General features: G+C 68.6%; 13 protein-coding genes. 11 read left to right on the top strand and 2 right to left on the bottom strand.

The annotated features are described in order from the left end of the window. The first annotated feature begins 156 nt into the window (after positions 1–156). The 9 genes from FHS42_RS15980 to pssA all read left to right on the top strand — a co-directional run bounded on the left by FHS42_RS15980 (position 157) and on the right by pssA (position 11746). Complete coding sequence (locus tag FHS42_RS15980; protein ID WP_184572878.1) at positions 157–1962, top strand: 3-hydroxyacyl-CoA dehydrogenase family protein; 1806 nt, start codon at positions 157–159, stop codon at positions 1960–1962. 319 nt (positions 1963–2281) lie between these two features. Then, the gene (locus FHS42_RS15970) at positions 2282–3130 is read left to right on the top strand and encodes a TetR family transcriptional regulator (protein WP_184572972.1); all 849 of its coding nucleotides are present in this window, start codon (positions 2282–2284) and stop codon (positions 3128–3130) included. A gap of 544 nt (positions 3131–3674) precedes the next feature. Next, positions 3675–5012, top strand: coding sequence for a crotonyl-CoA carboxylase/reductase (gene ccrA / locus FHS42_RS15965; RefSeq protein ID WP_184572877.1), 1338 nt, complete (start codon positions 3675–3677; stop codon positions 5010–5012). A 159-nt stretch (positions 5013–5171) separates the two neighbouring features. Then, positions 5172–7226, top strand: coding sequence for an ethylmalonyl-CoA mutase (locus FHS42_RS15960; RefSeq protein WP_184572876.1), 2055 nt, complete (start codon positions 5172–5174; stop codon positions 7224–7226). After that, positions 7223–8209 carry an HpcH/HpaI aldolase/citrate lyase family protein gene (locus FHS42_RS15955; protein WP_184572875.1) on the top strand — a complete coding sequence of 329 codons (987 nt, stop codon included), beginning with the start codon at positions 7223–7225 and terminating at the stop codon, positions 8207–8209. The genes FHS42_RS15960 and FHS42_RS15955 overlap by 4 nt, the downstream gene beginning before the upstream one ends. Before the next feature lie 89 nt (positions 8210–8298). Next, a complete protein-coding gene (locus tag FHS42_RS15950) occupies positions 8299–8868 on the top strand; it encodes a MaoC family dehydratase (protein WP_184572874.1) in 570 nt (189 codons plus the stop codon). Position 8869: 1 nt separating this feature from the next. Beyond that, on the top strand, positions 8870–10084 hold the full coding sequence (locus FHS42_RS15945; RefSeq protein WP_184572873.1) for an acyl-CoA dehydrogenase family protein: 1215 nt from the start codon (positions 8870–8872) through the stop codon (positions 10082–10084). 170 nt (positions 10085–10254) lie between these two features. Then, entirely contained in the window at positions 10255–10902 is a 648-nt protein-coding gene (locus FHS42_RS15940) for a phosphatidylserine decarboxylase (RefSeq protein ID WP_184572872.1), read from the top strand. After that, complete coding sequence (pssA, locus tag FHS42_RS15935) at positions 10889–11746, top strand: CDP-diacylglycerol--serine O-phosphatidyltransferase (RefSeq protein ID WP_184572871.1); 858 nt, start codon at positions 10889–10891, stop codon at positions 11744–11746. Before FHS42_RS15940 ends, pssA begins: the two co-directional genes overlap by 14 nt. Before the next feature lie 125 nt (positions 11747–11871). On the opposite strand, the gene FHS42_RS15930 is transcribed toward pssA, so the two are convergent. Then, a complete protein-coding gene (locus FHS42_RS15930; RefSeq protein WP_184572870.1) occupies positions 11872–13044 on the bottom strand; it encodes a glycerate kinase in 1173 nt (390 codons plus the stop codon). Positions 13045–13294: 250 nt separating this feature from the next. Between FHS42_RS15930 and FHS42_RS15925 the strand changes: the two genes are divergently transcribed. Beyond that, positions 13295–15181 (top strand): BCCT family transporter, encoded by a 1887-nt coding sequence (locus tag FHS42_RS15925; RefSeq protein ID WP_246494848.1) that lies wholly within the window; start codon positions 13295–13297, stop codon positions 15179–15181. Positions 15182–15257: 76 nt separating this feature from the next. Further along, positions 15258–16184 carry an LLM class flavin-dependent oxidoreductase gene (locus FHS42_RS15920; protein WP_184572869.1) on the top strand — a complete coding sequence of 309 codons (927 nt, stop codon included), beginning with the start codon at positions 15258–15260 and terminating at the stop codon, positions 16182–16184. Between the two features lie 62 nt (positions 16185–16246). On the opposite strand, the gene FHS42_RS15915 is transcribed toward FHS42_RS15920, so the two are convergent. After that, entirely contained in the window at positions 16247–16795 is a 549-nt protein-coding gene (locus FHS42_RS15915) for a methylated-DNA--[protein]-cysteine S-methyltransferase (protein WP_312866896.1), read from the bottom strand. Positions 16796–16830 lie beyond the last annotated feature (35 nt).

Genomic DNA, 16830 nt, shown 5'->3' with positions numbered 1-16830 from the left:
GCGCTTTGTGTGTGCGGTGCGGCCCCGGGACAGGGCCTGAGCCGCCCACTCCCTGCGGTCCCCTACGGGCAGAGTTGCCCGCCAACGGGCACGCAACTCCTCAGTCGTCACTTCTCTCCGCATCACTCGGCGGGGAACTTTCTCTGGAGTCTCGCGATGGACCATTCGTCCACCCCTGATCCCACGCCTGTCCACACCATCGCCGTCGTCGGCCTGGGCACCATGGGCACCGGCATCGCCGAAGTGCTCGTCTGTGCGGGCCGTGAAGTCATCGGCATCGACGTTTCCGATGCCGCGGCCCGGCAGGCCGTGACCGCCCTTGAGGCGTCCACCGCCCGCGCCGTGCGGCGTGGGCGGATCACCGAGCAAGAACGGCTGGACGCGCTCGCCCGGTTCCGCGTCTTTCCTGAATTGCGGGCCGCGGCCGACGCGGACCTCGTGATCGAGGTCGTGCCCGAGGACTACGGCACCAAGTGCGAGGTGTTCAGCGCGCTCGATGCCGTCGTGCGCCCTGACACGATCTTGGCGACCGGCACCAACGCGCTGTCGGTGACCCGGCTCGCGGCCGGCTCCGCCCGGCCCGAACGCGTCCTTGGCCTGCACTTCTTCAATCCGGCTCCGGCCATGAAGCTGGTCGAGGTGGTTTCTTCGGTGCTCACGTCCCCGGCGGCCGTCGCCTCGGTGATCACACTCGCCAGGGAACTCGGCAAGGAACCCGTGTCGGTCGGCGACCGGCCCGGCTTCGTCGCCGATGGGCTGCTTTTCGGCTACCTCAACCAGGCGGCTGCGATGTACGAGTCGAAGTACGCGACCCGTGCGGACATTGACGCCGCGATGCGCCTGGGCTGCGGGTTGCCGATGGGCCCGCTCGCGCTGCTCGACCTGATCGGCGTGGACACCGCCCGTACCGTCCTTGAGGCGATGTACGCCGCCTCGCACGACCGGCTGCACGCGCCCGCGCCCATCCTCGGCCAGCTCAGCGCGGCCGGCCTGACGGGCCGTAAGGCGGGCCGCGGCTTCTATACGTACCAGCAGCCGGGCAGCGACGCCGTGGTGCCGGACGCGCAGACGCCCGCCGACGCGTGCGCCGGGCCCGGCGAAAGCCGGCCGGTCAGCTCCGTGGGCGTGGCGGGCTCGGGGACCATGGCCAGCGGCATCGCCGAGGTGTTCGCCAAGTCCGGGTACGCCGTGGTGCTCGCCGCCCGGAGCCTGGAGAAGGCGGAGCGTGCCGTGGCGCGCATCGCGAAGTCCCTGGCCCGCTCGGTGGACAAGGGCCGGCTGACCGCCGATGCGCGCGATGCCGCGCTGGGGCGGATCACCGCGGCGGGATCGCTGGACGCGTTCGCCGATGTGGAGCTGGCCGTTGAGGCGGTGGCCGAGGAATTGGAGGTCAAGCAGCAGCTCTTCCAGATGCTGGACAAGGTGTGCAAGCCGGGCGCGGTGCTCGCCACCACGACGTCGTCGCTGCCGGTCATCTCCTGTGCCCGGGCGACCTCGCGCCCGCAGGACGTCATCGGGATGCACTTCTTCAATCCGGCACCGGCCATGAAGTTGGTGGAGGTGGTGCGTACCGTGCTGACCTCCGATACGACGCACGCCACCGTTCGGGCCGTGTGCGCCGTGCTGCGCAAGCACCCGGTGGACTGCGGGGATCGGGCCGGTTTCATCGTGAACGCGCTGCTGTTCCCCTACCTCAACAACGCGGTGAAGATGGTGCAGGAGCACTACGCGACGCTGGATGACATCGACGCGGCGATGAAGCTGGGCGGCGGCTATCCGATGGGCCCCTTCGAACTGCTCGACGTGGTCGGCCTCGATGTGTCGCTGGCCATCGAGAAGGTGCTGCACCGCGAGTTCCGCGATCCGGGCCTGGCTCCCGCGCCGCTGCTTGAGCACCTGGTCGCGGCGGGTTGCCTCGGCCGTAAGACGGGCCGCGGCTTCCGCGAGTATGCGAGGGCCTGAGCCGCGGGGCACCGATGACACCGCGAACACCCAGAGCACCGGGGGCGCCCGGGACACCGCGAACACCCAGAGCACCGGGGGCGCCCGGGACACCGCGAACACCCAGAACACCGGGAACACCGGGAACACCGGGAACACCGGGAACACAGCCGCCGCCGAAAGCGGCGCGGGCGCTGCCTCGTCCCCGGGCCGGGGGCAGCGCCATCCACCCGCAGCGGCACAGGGAAGGGAGGCGGGGTGGGGCGGGTTGCTCGAACCGCTGGGCGACCCGTCCAGCGGTGGTTCCAAGGGCTGGGGTACTGACCTGCCTTCGGGGAAAATGCAGTACGTTCCCCCCATGGCCCAGCCCGTAAAGTCCGCCCGTAACCAGCAGTCCACCGCCGGCAAGACGCCGGATGGAGGCGAGAGCGCCAGCAGTCGCCGCGCCGCCGCACAGCGGCTCACCATGCGTCGCAAGCTAGCGGCTGCCGCCATGGACCTGTTCGCGGCCAAGGGTTACGAGGCGACGACGGTCGATGAGATCGCCGCCCGGGCGGGAGTTGCTCGCCGCACCTTCTTCCGGCACTTCCGATCCAAGGAAGAGGCCATCTTCCCGGATCACGATGACACGTTGGTACGGGCCGAGGCCGTGCTTGAGGTCGCCCCCGCGCACGAGCATCCGCTGGACACGGTGTGCCGGGGCATCAAGGAGGTCATGCGGATGTACGCGGCCGATCCCGCCGTGTCCGTGGCCCGCTACCGGCTGACCCGCGAGGTGCCGACCCTGCGGGAGGCGGAGATCGCCTCTGTCGCCCGCTACGAGCGGCTGTTCACCCGCTATCTCCTGGGCCACTTCGACGAGACGGCGCATCGGCACGGCAACGACGATCCGCTGCTGGCCGAGGTCGCCGCGTCCGCGGTGGTGACCGCGCACAACCATGTGCTCAGGCGTTGGTTGCGCTCTGAGGGGCAGGGCGATGTGGAGACGCAGCTCGACCACGCGTTCGCGATCGTCCGCAAGACGTTCGGCACCGGCTTTGGCGCCTACCGGCCCGCCGCCGAACGGCCCGCCGCCATCGCGACGGCGGACAACGAGGTTCTGGTGGCCGTGGCTCGTACGGACGCACCGCTGGCCGATGTGATGCGCGCCATCGAGAGGGCCATCCAACAGGACTCAACATCGTCTTGATCGCCTCGCCGGCCCCGCTTGACTCGCCGGCCTCGCCCCGCCGCCAACTTCGCGGCCATCCGCGCAACCGTCCGCATGGCCGCCCTTGCAGCACCTTCGTAGCACTCGCCGCACTCGCCGCACTCGCCTAGCGCTCTCGTAGCGATACGAGCTCACGCTCTCACCCATAGCGACGGCCGCCCCATCCCGGGCGGCCGTTTACGCTCATGCGTGCACGGCAGATGACAAGTGAGAGAAATTGTTGGCACCCAGTGTCTTGCAGGGTGGCACGCGGTGCCATACGTTGAGGGTGTCCGGGCGGCCGGCACGCAGACACTCGTCGTGTGCCGGCTGTCCCAGCAATCACTTTTTGCCCGCCCGGACGCCTGCGTCACAGGCACTCTCGCGCCGCATCGCCGCGCGGCCTCCGCCACAAGTGGAAGCCGAGTGAAGCGAAGCCCCGCGCATCGCCACGCGTCAGCACCGCCGAACCGACGGCACGCACCCCGTACAGAGCCCAGCGTTCCCCCAAGCGTCCCCGAAACGCTTCGCCGGAGGCCCCACGATGAACCAAATCCTGGACGCGATCCTCGCTCCGGACAGCACGTCCGCGGACTTCGCGGCCCTACCGCTGCCCTCCTCGTACCGCGCGGTGACCGTGCACAAGGACGAGGCCGAGATGTTCGACGGCCTCACCACCAGGGAGAAGGACCCGCGCAAGTCTTTGCACCTCGATGAGGTCCCGGTGCCCGAACTGGGCCCGGGCGAGGCGCTGGTCGCGGTGATGGCCAGCTCGGTGAACTACAACTCCGTCTGGACCTCGATCTTCGAGCCCGTCTCGACCTTCAACTTCCTGGAGCGCTACGGCAAGCTCTCGCCGCTCACGCAGCGACACGATCTCCCTTACCACGTGATCGGCTCCGATCTGGCGGGCGTCGTGCTGCGTACCGGCCCCGGCGTCAACGCCTGGCGCCCTGGTGACGAGGTGGTCGCGCACTGCCTGTCCGTCGAGTTGGAGTCATCCGATGGGCACAACGACACCATGCTCGACCCCGAGCAGCGCATCTGGGGCTTCGAGACCAACTTCGGTGGCCTCGCCGAGATCGCTCTGGTCAAGTCCAACCAGCTCATGCCGAAACCGGGCCACCTCAGTTGGGAGGAGGCCGCAGCGCCCGGCTTGGTGAACTCCACCGCGTACCGGCAACTCGTCTCCCGCAACGGCGCTGGAATGAAGCAGGGCGACAACGTCCTGGTCTGGGGCGCCAGCGGCGGCCTGGGGTCCTACGCCACCCAGCTCGCACTCGCCGGCGGCGCCACCCCCATCTGCGTGGTCTCCAGCGACCAGAAGGCGGACATCTGCCGCGCCATGGGCGCCGAAGCGATCATCGACCGCAATGGCGAGGGCTACCGGTTCTGGAAGGACGAGCACACCCAGGACCCGCGCGAGTGGAAGCGCTTCGGCAAGCGCATCCGCGAACTGACCGGCGGCGAGGACGTGGACATCGTCTTCGAGCACCCGGGCCGCGAGACGTTCGGCGCCTCCGTCTACGTCACCCGCAAGGGGGGCACCATCGTCACCTGCGCCTCGACATCCGGTTACACCCACGAATACGACAACCGCTATCTGTGGATGTCGCTGAAGAAGATCGTCGGCTCGCACTTCGCCAACTACCGCGAGGCGTGGGAGGCCAACCGGTTGATCGCCAAGGGAAAGATTCACCCCACCCTGTCGAAGACGTACCGGCTGGACGAGATCGGCCAGGCGACCTACGACGTGCACCGCAACCTCCATCAGGGCAAGGTCGGCGTCCTCGCCCTCGCCCCGGAGGAAGGACTCGGCGTCCGCAACGAGGAACTGCGCGCACAACACATCGACGCCATTAATCGCTTCCGCGACGCGTAGCGGAGCGGAACAACAAGCACAGCCGCGACGCGTAGCGGAGCGGAACAACAAGCACAGCCGATACGCGTAACGCAGCAACGCAGCAACGCAGCAACGCAGCAACGCAGCAACGCAGCAACGATCCACCATCCCGTCGGAACGTCTGAGGTACTCACCTACATGACTGATCGTCACAAGGACCGGCCGTGGCTGATGCGGACGTACGCCGGGCACTCCACCGCCGAAGCGTCCAACGCCCTGTACCGGCGCAATCTCGCCAAGGGCCAGACCGGCCTTTCGGTCGCGTTCGACCTGCCGACGCAGACCGGCTACGACCCCGACCACGTCCTCGCTCGCGGCGAGGTCGGCCGGGTCGGGGTCCCGGTCTCCCACCTGGGTGATATGCGGCGGCTGTTTCAGGACATCCCGCTGGAGCAGATGAACACCTCCATGACCATCAACGCCACGGCGATGTGGCTGCTGGCCATGTACCAGGTGGTGGCCGAGGAACAGGGTCTTGGCCAGGAGGCCCTGACCAAGCTGTCGGGCACCACGCAGAACGACATCGTCAAGGAGTATCTGTCGCGTGGGACGCATGTCTTCCCGCCTGGCCCCAGCCTGCGGCTGACCACCGACATGATCGCCTACACGGTGAACCACATCCCCAAGTGGAATCCGATCAACATCTGTAGCTACCACCTCCAGGAGGCCGGGGCCACGCCGGTGCAGGAGATCGCGTACGCCATGAGTACGGCCATCGCCGTGCTCGACGCCGTACGCGAGTCCGGCCAGGTGCCGCCGGAGCGGTTTGGTGATGTGGTGGCGCGCATCTCGTTCTTCGTCAACGCGGGCGTGCGGTTCATCGAGGAAATGTGCAAGATGCGCGCGTTTGGCCGCATTTGGGATCAGGTTACCCGTGAGCGGTACGGGGTGGACAACCCCAAGCAGCGCCGCTTCCGTTATGGCGTGCAGGTCAACTCGCTCGGTCTGACCGAGGCGCAGCCGGAGAACAACGTCCAGCGGATCGTCTTGGAGATGCTCGCGGTCACCCTCTCCAAGGACGCCCGCGCCCGCGCCGTACAGCTGCCGGCGTGGAACGAGGCGCTCGGCCTGCCCAGGCCCTGGGACCAGCAGTGGTCGCTGCGCATTCAGCAGGTCCTGGCGCACGAGAGCGATCTGCTGGAGTACGAGGACATCTTCGCCGGATCGCATGTCATCGAGGCCAAGGTGGCGGACCTCACCGCGGAGTGCCTGGCCGAGATCGACCGTATCCAGGAGATGGGCGGCGCGATGGCGGCCGTTGAGACCGGATATCTCAAGTCCCAGCTCGTGACTTCGCACGCGCAGCGGCGGGCGAAGATCGAGGCCGGTGAGGAATTGATCGTCGGCGTCAACTGCTACGAGACGACCGAGCCCAATCCGCTCACTGCCGACCTCGACACGGCGATCATGACGGTGGACCCGGAGAACGAGGCCGGGGTCGTGGCCGCGCTGCACCGCTGGCGCGATGACCGAGACGAGGCGCGCGCCCAGGAGTCGCTGTCCGCCCTCAAGGCCGCCGCTGCCGGCAGCGCCAACTTGATGCCGGCGACCTTGGAGTGCGTACGGGCGGGCGTGACCACCGGCGAATGGTCGTGGGCGCTGCGCGATGTGTTCGGCGAGTACCGCGCCCCCACCGGGGTCAGCAGCGCCCCGCTGGCGGTCGCCGCCGAGCCGGGCAGCACGTTGGGCGCCGTACGGGACAAGGTCGCCAAGACGGCGGCCGACCTCGGCACCGGCAAGCTGCGGCTGCTGGTCGGCAAGCCCGGCCTTGACGGGCACAGCAACGGTGCCGAACAGATCGCCGTACGGGCCAGGGACGCGGGCTTCGAGGTGATCTACCAGGGGATTCGGCTCACCCCGGAGCAGATCGTCGCCGCGGCCATCGCCGAGGACGTGCACTGCGTCGGCCTGTCCATCTTGTCCGGTTCGCACGCCGCGTTGGTCCCGGACGTGCTCGGCAGGCTGCGTGAGGCCGGTGTCACCGTCTCCCTCGGACCGAACAGCTCGGGAGACACCCCCATCCCGGTGATCGTCGGCGGGATCATCCCGTCCGCCGACGCCAGCGCGCTGCGCGCGGCCGGAGTCGCGGCGGTCTTCACTCCCAAGGACTTCGGTATCACCGAGATCATCGGCCGTATCGTCGATGAGATCCGCAAAGCGAACAAGCTCGACTCCCTGGAGGCCCCCGCATGAGTGCCCACCCGTCCGCCGAGGTGTCGCCCGTCAACCGGCTGCGCCCGCGCCGTTCCTGCCTCGCTGTCCCCGGCAGCAACCCGCGCTTTTTGGAGAAGGCCCAGGGCCTCCCCGCCGACCAGGTTTTCTTGGATCTGGAGGACGCGTGCGCGCCGCTGGCCAAGGAGGGGGCCCGGCACACCATCGTCGAGGCGCTGAACACCGGTGACTGGACCGGTAAGACTCGCACGGTACGGGTCAATGACTGGACCACGCACTGGACCTACCGGGACGTCATCACGGTCGTCGAGGGTGCAGGACCCAATCTGGACTGCATCATGCTGCCCAAGGTGCAGGACGCGCAGCAGGTCATCGCCCTCGATCTGCTGCTCACGCAGATCGAGAAGACGATGGAGTTCGAGGTCGGCCGGATCGGCATCGAGGCGCAGCTCGAAAACGCCAAGGGCCTGGTGAACATCGATGAGATCGCGGCCTCGTCACCGCGCCTTGAGACCCTCATCTTCGGCCCGGCCGACTTCATGGCCTCCATCAACATGAAGACGCTGGTGGTCGGCGAGCAGCCGCCGGGCTATCCGGCCGACGCGTACCACTACATCCTGATGCGCATCTTGATGGCGGCTCGCGCCAACGATCTTCAGGCCATCGACGGCCCGTACCTACAGATCAAGAACGTGGACGGGTACCGCGAGGTGGCGGGTCGGGCGGCGGCCCTCGGCTTTGACGGCAAGTGGGTGCTGCACCCGGGCCAGGTCGAGGCCGCCAACGAGGTGTTCTCGCCCTCGCAGGAGGACTACGACCACGCCGAACTGATCCTCGACGCGTACGAGTGGTGCACATCGGAGGCGGGCGGCAAGAAGGGTTCCGCGATGCTCGGTGACGAGATGATCGACGAGGCCAGCCGGAAGATGGCGCTGGTGATCGCGGGCAAGGGCCGGGCGGCTGGCATGCCCCGTACCGGCAAGTTCGAGCCACCCGCTGCCTGACCGGCTCCCGCCGGGCCGCGGCCCACACACCACGTTCCCGTCCCGGGCCCCCAACGGGTCCGGGGCGCCATCCCGGAGGGACAGCACCCATGCAGTTTGGCCGGACCTATGAGGAGTTCACGGTCGGCGATGTGTACAAGCACTGGCCCGGCAAGACGGTCACCGAGTACGACGACCACCTCTTTTGTCTGCTCACCATGAACCACCACCCGTTGCACCTCGACGCCAACTACGCGGAGGAGACAACGGACTTCGGCAAGAACGTGGTCGTCGGCAACTACATCTACTCGCTGCTTTTGGGCATGTCCGTTCCCGATGTCTCGGGCAAGGCCATCGCCAACCTGGAGGTCGAATCGCTGCGCCACGTGGCGCCGACCTTTCACGGCGACACGATCTACGGCGAGACCGAGGTGCTGGACAAGACCCCGTCACGGTCCAAGGCGGACCGCGGCATCGTCTACGTCGAGACCAAGGGCTACCAGCAGGACGGCACGCTCGTCTGTGTCTTCCGGCGCAAGGTGATGGTGCCCAACGCCACCTACATCAAGGAGCGCGGCGGCGAACAGCCGGGCCGCCCCGAACTCCGTACGCCCGCCAAGGCCTCCACTCAGGCGCCCGCCCAGACTTCTGCGAAGTTCCCTGCGAAGAAGGAGAAGTGAGATGAGCCGTCTCGCGCAGACCGAGGGTCTCAGTGAGATCCAGCGCGAAATCCTCTCCACGGTGCGGGACTTTGTCGACAAGGAGATCCTGCCGGTCGCCACCGAGTTGGAGCACCGCGACGAGTACCCGAGCCAGATCGTCGAGGGCCTGAAGGAACTTGGCGTCTTCGGACTGATGATTCCGGAGGAGTACGGGGGCCTTGGTGAGTCGCTGCTCACCTATGCGCTGTGCGTGGAGGAGATCGCCCGCGGCTGGATGAGCGTGTCGGGCATCATCAATACGCACTTCATCGTTGCGTACATGCTCAAGCAGCACGGCACGCAGGAACAGAAGGACTACTACCTGCCGAAGATGGCGGCGGGCGACATCCGCGGCGCGTTCTCCATGTCGGAGCCGGCCCTGGGGTCAGATGTGTCATCCATCACGTCCAAGGGCGTACGGGACGGCGATGACTTCGTGCTCACCGGCCAGAAGATGTGGCTGACCAACGGCGGGACCTCTTCTTTGGTGGCCGTGCTGTGCCGGACAGACGAGGGACTCAGCCCGGAGGAGGCCGCCGCCAAGCCGCACCGGTCGATGACCACCTTCCTGGTCGAGAAGAAACCGGGGTTCGGCGAGGTGCTCCCCGGGCTGACCATCCCCGGCAAGATCGACAAGATGGGCTACAAGGGGGTAGACACCACCGAGCTGATCATGGACGGGCTCCGCATTCCGGCCAACCGAGTGCTCGGCGGAGCCACCGGGCGCGGTTTCTATCAGATGATGGACGGCGTCGAGGTCGGCCGCGTAAATGTCGCGGCACGCGGCTGCGGGGTCGCGCAGCGCGCCTTTGAGCTGGGCGTTTCCTACGCGCAGCAGCGGCATACGTTTGGCAAACCAATCGCGCAGCACCAGGCGATTCAGTTCAAACTGGCGGAAATGGCGACCAAGGTCGAAGCCGCCCATGCGATGATGGTCAATGCGGCCCGGAAAAAGGACTCCGGGCAGCGCAACGACCTCGAAGCGGGGATGGCCAAGTACCTGGCTGCCGAGTTCTGCAAAGAGGTCGTGGAGGACGCCTTCCGCATCCATGGCGGCTATGGCTTCTCCAAGGAATACGAGATCGAGCGTCTCTACCGGGAGGCGCCCATGCTCCTCATTGGCGAGGGCACCGCCGAGATCCAGAAAATGATCATCGGCCGTCGTCTGCTAGAGGAGTACCGCTTCCAGGGGTAATTGTCCATTTCGGGGTGGTTTTTTCGAGAAGTAGATCACAACCCGTCACCGGTCTTCGGCCACCGACTAGCCCTGGCGCTTGCCCAGTTGCCGCTCGCAACCGATACCATCCCGGGAAAGCCGCCGTCCCCTTTTTCGCTAAGCGGCATCCTCCGCTACGAAGGTCATCCATGCCCCACAGCTCTTCCTCTGCACCCCGCGCACGCGTACGCCTCGCGCGCGGAGCGTCGCCGTGGCTCCTTCCGACCGTCGCTACGGCGGCGGTGAGCCTGGCTCGCTCCCGTCGCTCGGGGCGCTGGGCTGCCGCTGCCGTGCCTGCCACCGCGCTTGCGGCGGGCATGCTGTGGTTCTTCCGCGACCCAGAGCGCGAGATCGCGCAGGGCCGGGTCATCTCTCCCGCTGACGGCGTGGTGCAGAGCATCATGCCGTGGAAGGACGGCCGTACCCGGGTCGCGATCTTCATGAGCCCGCTCAATGTCCACGTGAACCGAGCACCGCTCGCGGGCACGGTGGACTCGGTCGAGCACATCCCCGGCGGGTTTATCCCGGCGTTCAACAAGGAGAGCGAGAACAACGAGCGCGTTGTCTGGCACTTCGACACCGAACTCGGGGACATCGAGATGGTGCAGATCGCCGGCGCCGTCGCCCGCCGCATCGTGCCCTACGTACCGCAGGGCACCAAGGTCGAGCAGGGCGAGCGGATCGGACTCATCCGGTTCGGTTCGCGGGTAGACATCTACCTTCCGGAAGGTGTCGAGGCCGCGGTCGAGGTTGGCGAAACCACCACCGCGGGGGTGACTCGCCTTGACCGTAGTTGATCCGGAGGCCCAGACGACCTGGGTCCCCGAAGCCGACGAGGGCGCTGACGATACGGACGACATGCCGCTGTCAACGCGGCTGTCGATAGCCGACACGCTCACCCTCGGCAATGCCACCTGCGGCTTCATGGCCGTGTACTTCACCACCACCGGCGTCCTCATCCCGCATCTGACGGGCAACGAGGACGGCGGAATGGCCCGGCACAGCGCCGCCACCGCGGTCATGCTGATGCTGCTCGCCTCGGTCTTCGACCTCTTCGACGGGCTGGTGGCGCGCAAGCTGCGCAGCTCGGCGATGGGCGCGGAGCTGGACAACCTCTCCGACCTGATCAGCTTCGGCCTCGCCCCGGCCTACTTCGTCGTGGTGTGGGGCATGGTCGCCGACGACGCCTATCAGCGCGTATCGGCGGTCGCCGCGATCGTGGTCCTGCTCGCCGTCGTGCTCAGACTCGCCAGATTCTCGTGTACGACACTGCGCGACGGCGTCTTCCAAGGCATGCCAAGCCCCTTCGGGGCGCTGACCGTGATCTCTGTGGTGCTGCTTGAGCTGCCGTTCTTCCCGACGCTGCTCGCCATCGTGGGCGTCGCCTGGCTGATGGTGAGCCGGGTGGAGTACCCCAAGCCGCGCGGTCCGCTCGCGGTCGCCATGCTGGGTTGGATCATGCTGAGCATGGGCCTGCTGGGCGCGTGGGCCTTCGAGGCCCCCGGTGGAGAGCTGCTGCTCCAGACGGGCTGCGCGCTCCAGGTCGTGTTGGGCGCGGTCATTCCGCTCTTTGCGACGGCCCGGCGGGTCAACACCTTCCGGGACAACCGGCGCGAGGCCAGGGCAACGCAGTTGCCGTAGCGGCTCATCCCGCGAGAACCACCGACCATCGAAGGGCCCGAGCACACCGCTCGGGCCCTTCGTCATGGCTCGGGTCTGTGCCTACCCGGAACCAGGCAGGTCGCGTCAGGTCAGGTCAGGTCAGGTCAGGTCAGGAAGTCTGCCGCGATTTGCGCGGCCACGCGTTCGAGGAGTGGTCCCGCCTCGGCCATGCAGCGTGCCGGGTCCGGTTCGAGCGCGGTGAGCGCGTACGCATGGCGGATGCCTGCCCGGCCCAGGGCGCCGGGGGCCAGCGCCAGGCGACCGCAGACGGCCACCACCTCCACGCCGTGCGCCCGCGCCGCCGCCGCGACGCCCGCGGGGGCCTTGCCGTGCAGGGTCTGCTCATCGAGCGAGCCCTCACCGGTGATCACCAGGTCGGCGCGGGCCAGCGCCGGGGCGAAGCCGAGCACATCGAGCATCACCTCGATGCCGGGCCTGAAGTGCGCGCCGAGCCCGACCAGCGCCCCGTAGCCGATGCCGCCCGCCGCGCCCGCTCCCGGTGCCTGGGCGTACGCGGCGGCGCTCGGGCCCACCGCGCGCTCCAGCACGTCCGCGTAGTGCGCCAAGGCCGCGTCCAGGGCTGCTACGTCCGCCGCACTAGCGCCCTTTTGCGGGCCGTAGACCGCGGGCGCGCCCGTGGGCCCGGTGAGCGGGTTGTCCACGTCGCTGGCGAGCGTGATGGCCGTATGCGTGAGTCGCTTGTCGAGCCCCGAAAGGTCGGCCTCGGCAAGATCGCGCAGCGCACCGCCGCCGGGGCCGATCGGGCGGCCCCGCGCATCCAGCAGACGGGCCCCGAGCGCCGCGAGCATGCCCGCGCCGCCATCGGTGGTCGCGCTGCCGCCCACGCCGAAGACGATCGTGCGGGCGCCCGCGTCCAGGGCGGCGCGCAGCAGCTCGCCAGTGCCGTAGGTGGTGGCGGTCAGCGGCGCGAATACGCCGGCGGGCAGCTGCCGCAGCCCGGACGCCTCCGCCATCTCGACCACGGCGGTCGTGCCACATAGCGCGTACGAGGCGGCGACCGGGTCGCCCAACGGCCCAGTGACCCGCACCGTACGGCGCTCGAACCCGGCCTCCGCCGCAGCGTCCACCGTCCCGTCTCCGCCATCGGCGACCGGCACCGACTCCACCCGTACGCCGGGGGCGGCCGAGCGCAGGCCGGCCGTCAGATGGTCGGCGACCTGCACGGCCGTCAGGGAGCCCTTGAACTTATCGGCGGCGATCAGCACGCTCGCCACGGCGCCCGCTGTCGCGCCCGTCCTGCCCGATGCGCTCAACATGTCCGATACACCCGACATATCCGGCACGCCCGATACGCCTGATGTGTGCCGTGCGTTGGTGGCGCCTGTCCCGGTTGTCCTCGCGGCATCCGCCACCTTGCGTCCCCTTGCTTCCGGCTGTGCTGTCGCACAGGCAGTCGCGCCGCTGCGACCCTATCCGCAGGGGCCCTGGGCTGCCCATGGCCGCAGTCGTTGCCAAACGGCGCGCCACGGGCGCATAGAGCGCTTTAGCGCACCATAGTGGGACGCCATGAGTACCCCGCCCATCGAGCAAACCGACCCCACGCCCGGCCCGGACGAGGGTCCGGCCGCCGTGCACGACCCCTCGCCCGATAGGACGGTCGTCGTCATCGGGGTGGTGGCCGTGTTGGCCGCCGTTGGCTGGGCAGCCCTCGCCAAGGACAACTTCGCCGATACCTCGGACACCGCGCTGAACTGGGTGCTGACCAATTTCGGCTGGCTGTTTGTGGTCGCCGCCGATGTGTTCTTGGTGCTGTGCCTGGTGATCGCCATGAGCCGATTCGGCCGGATCAGGCTGGGCCCGGACGACTCCGAGCCGGAGTTCGGCAATCTCGCCTGGATCGCGATGATGTTCAGCGCGGGCATGGGCATCGGCCTGATGTTCTACGGGGTCGGCGAGCCCTTGCAGCACTACACCGATCCGCCGCCCTCAAGCGGCGAACGTGGGGGTACGAGCGAGGCGGCCCGTACCGCCATGGAGTATTCGTTCTTCCACTGGACGCTCACGCCCTGGGCGATCTACGGCATCGCCGGGCTCGCCCTCGCCTACGCCGTGTTCCGCAAGGGGCGCGGCAACCGGCTCAGCTCCGCGTTCGTGCCCCTCATCGGCGACCGGCGGGCCGATGGCTGGCAGGGCAAGGCGATCGACCTGCTGGCGGTGTTCGCGACCGTCTTCGGCACCGCGACCAGCCTTGGCCTCGGTGCGTTGCAGGTCGCCGAGGGGCTGAATCTCACCGCTGGTGTGGAAAACACCAAGACCACACAGCTGGTCATTATCTTCGCGCTTTCCGCCGCGTTTGTGGCCTCCGCTTTCTCGGGGCTGCACAAGGGCGTCAAGTGGCTGAGCACCCTCAACGTCGTGCTGGCCGCGCTGATGATGTTGTTCGTCTTCGTCGTCGGGCCTACGGTGTACGTCCTGGACAGCATCCCGGCGAGCGTGGGCGGCTACCTCAGCGATCTGTTGCCGATGGCCTCGCATACCGGTGCCTTCACCGACGAGAGCTGGCTTGGCACCTGGACCATTTTCTACTGGGCGTGGTGGTTGTCCTGGGCACCGTTCGTGGGCACCTTTATCGCTCGTATTTCGCGGGGCCGCACTATTCGGGAATTCCTGATCGGGGTGCTCCTGGTGCCCAGCGGCGCGACGATGATCTGGTTCTGTGTGATGGGCGGAAGCGCCATTCGGCTGGACTCCAGCGGCACCGCTGACCTGACGGAAAAGGCCAAGGACGGCGCGGAAGCCTCGCTGTTCGCCATGCTGGACGCGTTGCCGCTGGGCACGGTCACCTCTTGGCTGGCGATGGCGCTGGTGATGACGTACTTCATCACCAGCGCCGACTCGGCATCGCTGGTGATGGGCTCGCTGACCAGCAGGGGCTCCCTGCATCCGCGCACCTGGCTGGTCGTCGCCTGGGGCATTTTGATGGCCGCGGTGGCCGCCGTACTGCTGGTCGCCGGCGGTCTCGACGCACTGAAGACGGCCACGATCCTGGTAGCGCTACCGTTCGTGCTGGTGATGCTGGCGCTGTGCTGGGCGCTGCTGCGGGAGTTGCGTACGGACCCGGGGGCCGGGCCCACCCGGCAGCACCCGATGCACGGGCTACGGGACGCGGTACGCGCGATGATCGGCGACGCCCTCACCGAACAGGCCCCCACCCGGCACCCCCGTCACCCCCGGCTGCGCCGGGCCGCCGAGCGTGCGTCGGCCGGCGATGAGCCGGGGCCCGGCGGAACTGGCGGCTCGGGTGGGTCTAGCGGCTCGGGTGGGTCTGGCGGCTCGGGTGGGTCTGGCGGCTCGGGTGGGTCTGGCGGCTCGGGTGGGTCTGGTGGGTCTGGCGGGAGTGGTGGGGCCGGCGGTGGGACTGGCGAGTCTGGGGAGTCCAGCCGCTCCGGCTGAGCCGCAGCCGCGTGTTCCCGCGGCGCCGCATGGGCGGCATTGACCTCAAGTGGCCTTGAAGTTGCACCGTTACGGCATGACGAGAACCCTCGCACGCCTGGAGATCGGCGTTGTCCTGCCGTCCCTCACCGTCCAGCACGAGCAAAGGCTCGATTTCGCGTCCGCCGCCCAGCATGCCGAGGGCGTGGGGCTCGACCTCGTCGCGTACGGCGATCAGGGCGATCAACTGGTGGGCGCGGGACCATCGGTGGAGATGGCGGTCGCGCTGGCTGCGGTGGCCGCCGTGACCCAGCGGGTGCGGATCTGTTCCGCCGGCTACGTGCCCGGCATTCGCCCGCTGGCGTGGGCCGCGCGGCAGATCGCCAGTCTGCGGCATGTGGTGGGCGATCGGCTCGTTCTTGGCATCGGCACCGGGGGCGGGGCCGCGCAGTGGGCGGCGGCCGGGGTGCCGTACGCCGAGCGGGACGTACGCACGGATACCGCACTGGCGTTACTGCCCCGGCTGCTCGCCGGTGAGCGAGTCCGCCTGCCGGACGAGCCGGGCGGCCTTGACTTGGAGCTGACGCCCACGGTGCCGCAACCGCCGGTGTGGGTGGGCGGTGACTCGCCCGCTGCGATACGGCGCGCGATCCGCTACGGGGATGGTTGGTTCCCCTCACTGGTCACGCCCGACGAGGTGGCCAACGGGGTGGTGCAGCTCGCCGAGCGGGCCGTGTGGCGTGGCCGCCCCGCGCCCACGGTGGCCGTTGGCGCCACGGGGGTGCTCGGTGCCGCACCCGGGCTGCCCGGCCGCGCGGAGATCGCCGCCCGGATGGCGGTGGCGTACGGGATGCCCGTGGAGCGGCTGGCGTCCGTGCCGGTGACCGGCGGGCCGCGCGAGGCGGCGGAGCAGTTGCATCCGTACTGGGGGGCGGGAGCGCGGCACATCGTCATGGGGTTCGCCGATGGCGACTGGCGGGCCCAGGTGGATGCGCTGGCCGAGGTGCGTGAACTGCTGGCCTGAGCGCTGCCGCCGCGCCTGGCGGCCCCACACACCTGGACGCGCTCCCCCTGCCGCATGGCGGATCAGAAGAGTTGGTCCTGAGCCAACCTTGCCCCGGGGGCATCGACGAACGACCCATCCGCGCACGTGATGCGGCCTCGCTCGAAGTCCAGCAGCCGACGCTTGCGCGGCAGGCCGCCTCCGTACCCGGTCAGGTTGCCCGTGGCGCCGACGACCCGGTGGCAGGGGACGATGATGCTGATCGGGTTCTTGCCGTTGGCCAGGCCCACCGCACGGGCGGCACCCGGCTGGCCGATGTCGTCGGCCAGTTGCCCGTAGGAGATGGTCTCGCCGTACGGGATGGCTTGCAGTTGCTCCCATACACGGCGCTGGAAGGCGGTGCCGGACAGCTGGATCGGCAGCCCGGCGAAGTCGGCGCGGCCCCCGTCGAAGTAGTCGCAGAGCTGCCGGATGACCTCGGGGAACGGGGTGTCGTCCGGCTCACCGAACGTCTCCTGCGGTGGCCGATGCCGCTGGTCGGTCATGTACAGCCCGGAGAGCAACCCATCGGTGGCCACCAGGGTGAGTGGACCGCAAGGGCTGTCGATCAAGGTGTGGACGCGTACGGGCACGGCGGGTCGGTCTCCTTTGAAGTCGGGCGCAGTGA

Source organism: Streptomyces zagrosensis (assembly GCF_014203645.1).
GTDB classification, from domain to species: Bacteria; Actinomycetota; Actinomycetes; order Streptomycetales; family Streptomycetaceae; genus Streptomyces; species Streptomyces zagrosensis.
Note: the sequence above shows the minus strand (reverse complement) of the source record. Positions and strands in the feature narration are given on the sequence as shown.

Coding starts and splice junctions, on each gene's coding strand:
- FHS42_RS15980 (WP_184572878.1), top strand. CDS start 157: ATGGACCATTCGTCCACCCCTGATCCCACGCCTGTCCACACCATCGCC.
- FHS42_RS15970 (WP_184572972.1), top strand. CDS start 2,282: ATGCAGTACGTTCCCCCCATGGCCCAGCCCGTAAAGTCCGCCCGTAAC.
- ccrA (WP_184572877.1), top strand. CDS start 3,675: ATGAACCAAATCCTGGACGCGATCCTCGCTCCGGACAGCACGTCCGCG.
- FHS42_RS15960 (WP_184572876.1), top strand. CDS start 5,172: ATGACTGATCGTCACAAGGACCGGCCGTGGCTGATGCGGACGTACGCC.
- FHS42_RS15955 (WP_184572875.1), top strand. CDS start 7,223: ATGAGTGCCCACCCGTCCGCCGAGGTGTCGCCCGTCAACCGGCTGCGC.
- FHS42_RS15950 (WP_184572874.1), top strand. CDS start 8,299: ATGCAGTTTGGCCGGACCTATGAGGAGTTCACGGTCGGCGATGTGTAC.
- FHS42_RS15945 (WP_184572873.1), top strand. CDS start 8,870: ATGAGCCGTCTCGCGCAGACCGAGGGTCTCAGTGAGATCCAGCGCGAA.
- FHS42_RS15940 (WP_184572872.1), top strand. CDS start 10,255: ATGCCCCACAGCTCTTCCTCTGCACCCCGCGCACGCGTACGCCTCGCG.
- FHS42_RS15930 (WP_184572870.1), bottom strand. CDS start 13,044: ATGTTGAGCGCATCGGGCAGGACGGGCGCGACAGCGGGCGCCGTGGCG.
- FHS42_RS15925 (WP_246494848.1), top strand. CDS start 13,295: ATGAGTACCCCGCCCATCGAGCAAACCGACCCCACGCCCGGCCCGGAC.
- FHS42_RS15920 (WP_184572869.1), top strand. CDS start 15,258: ATGACGAGAACCCTCGCACGCCTGGAGATCGGCGTTGTCCTGCCGTCC.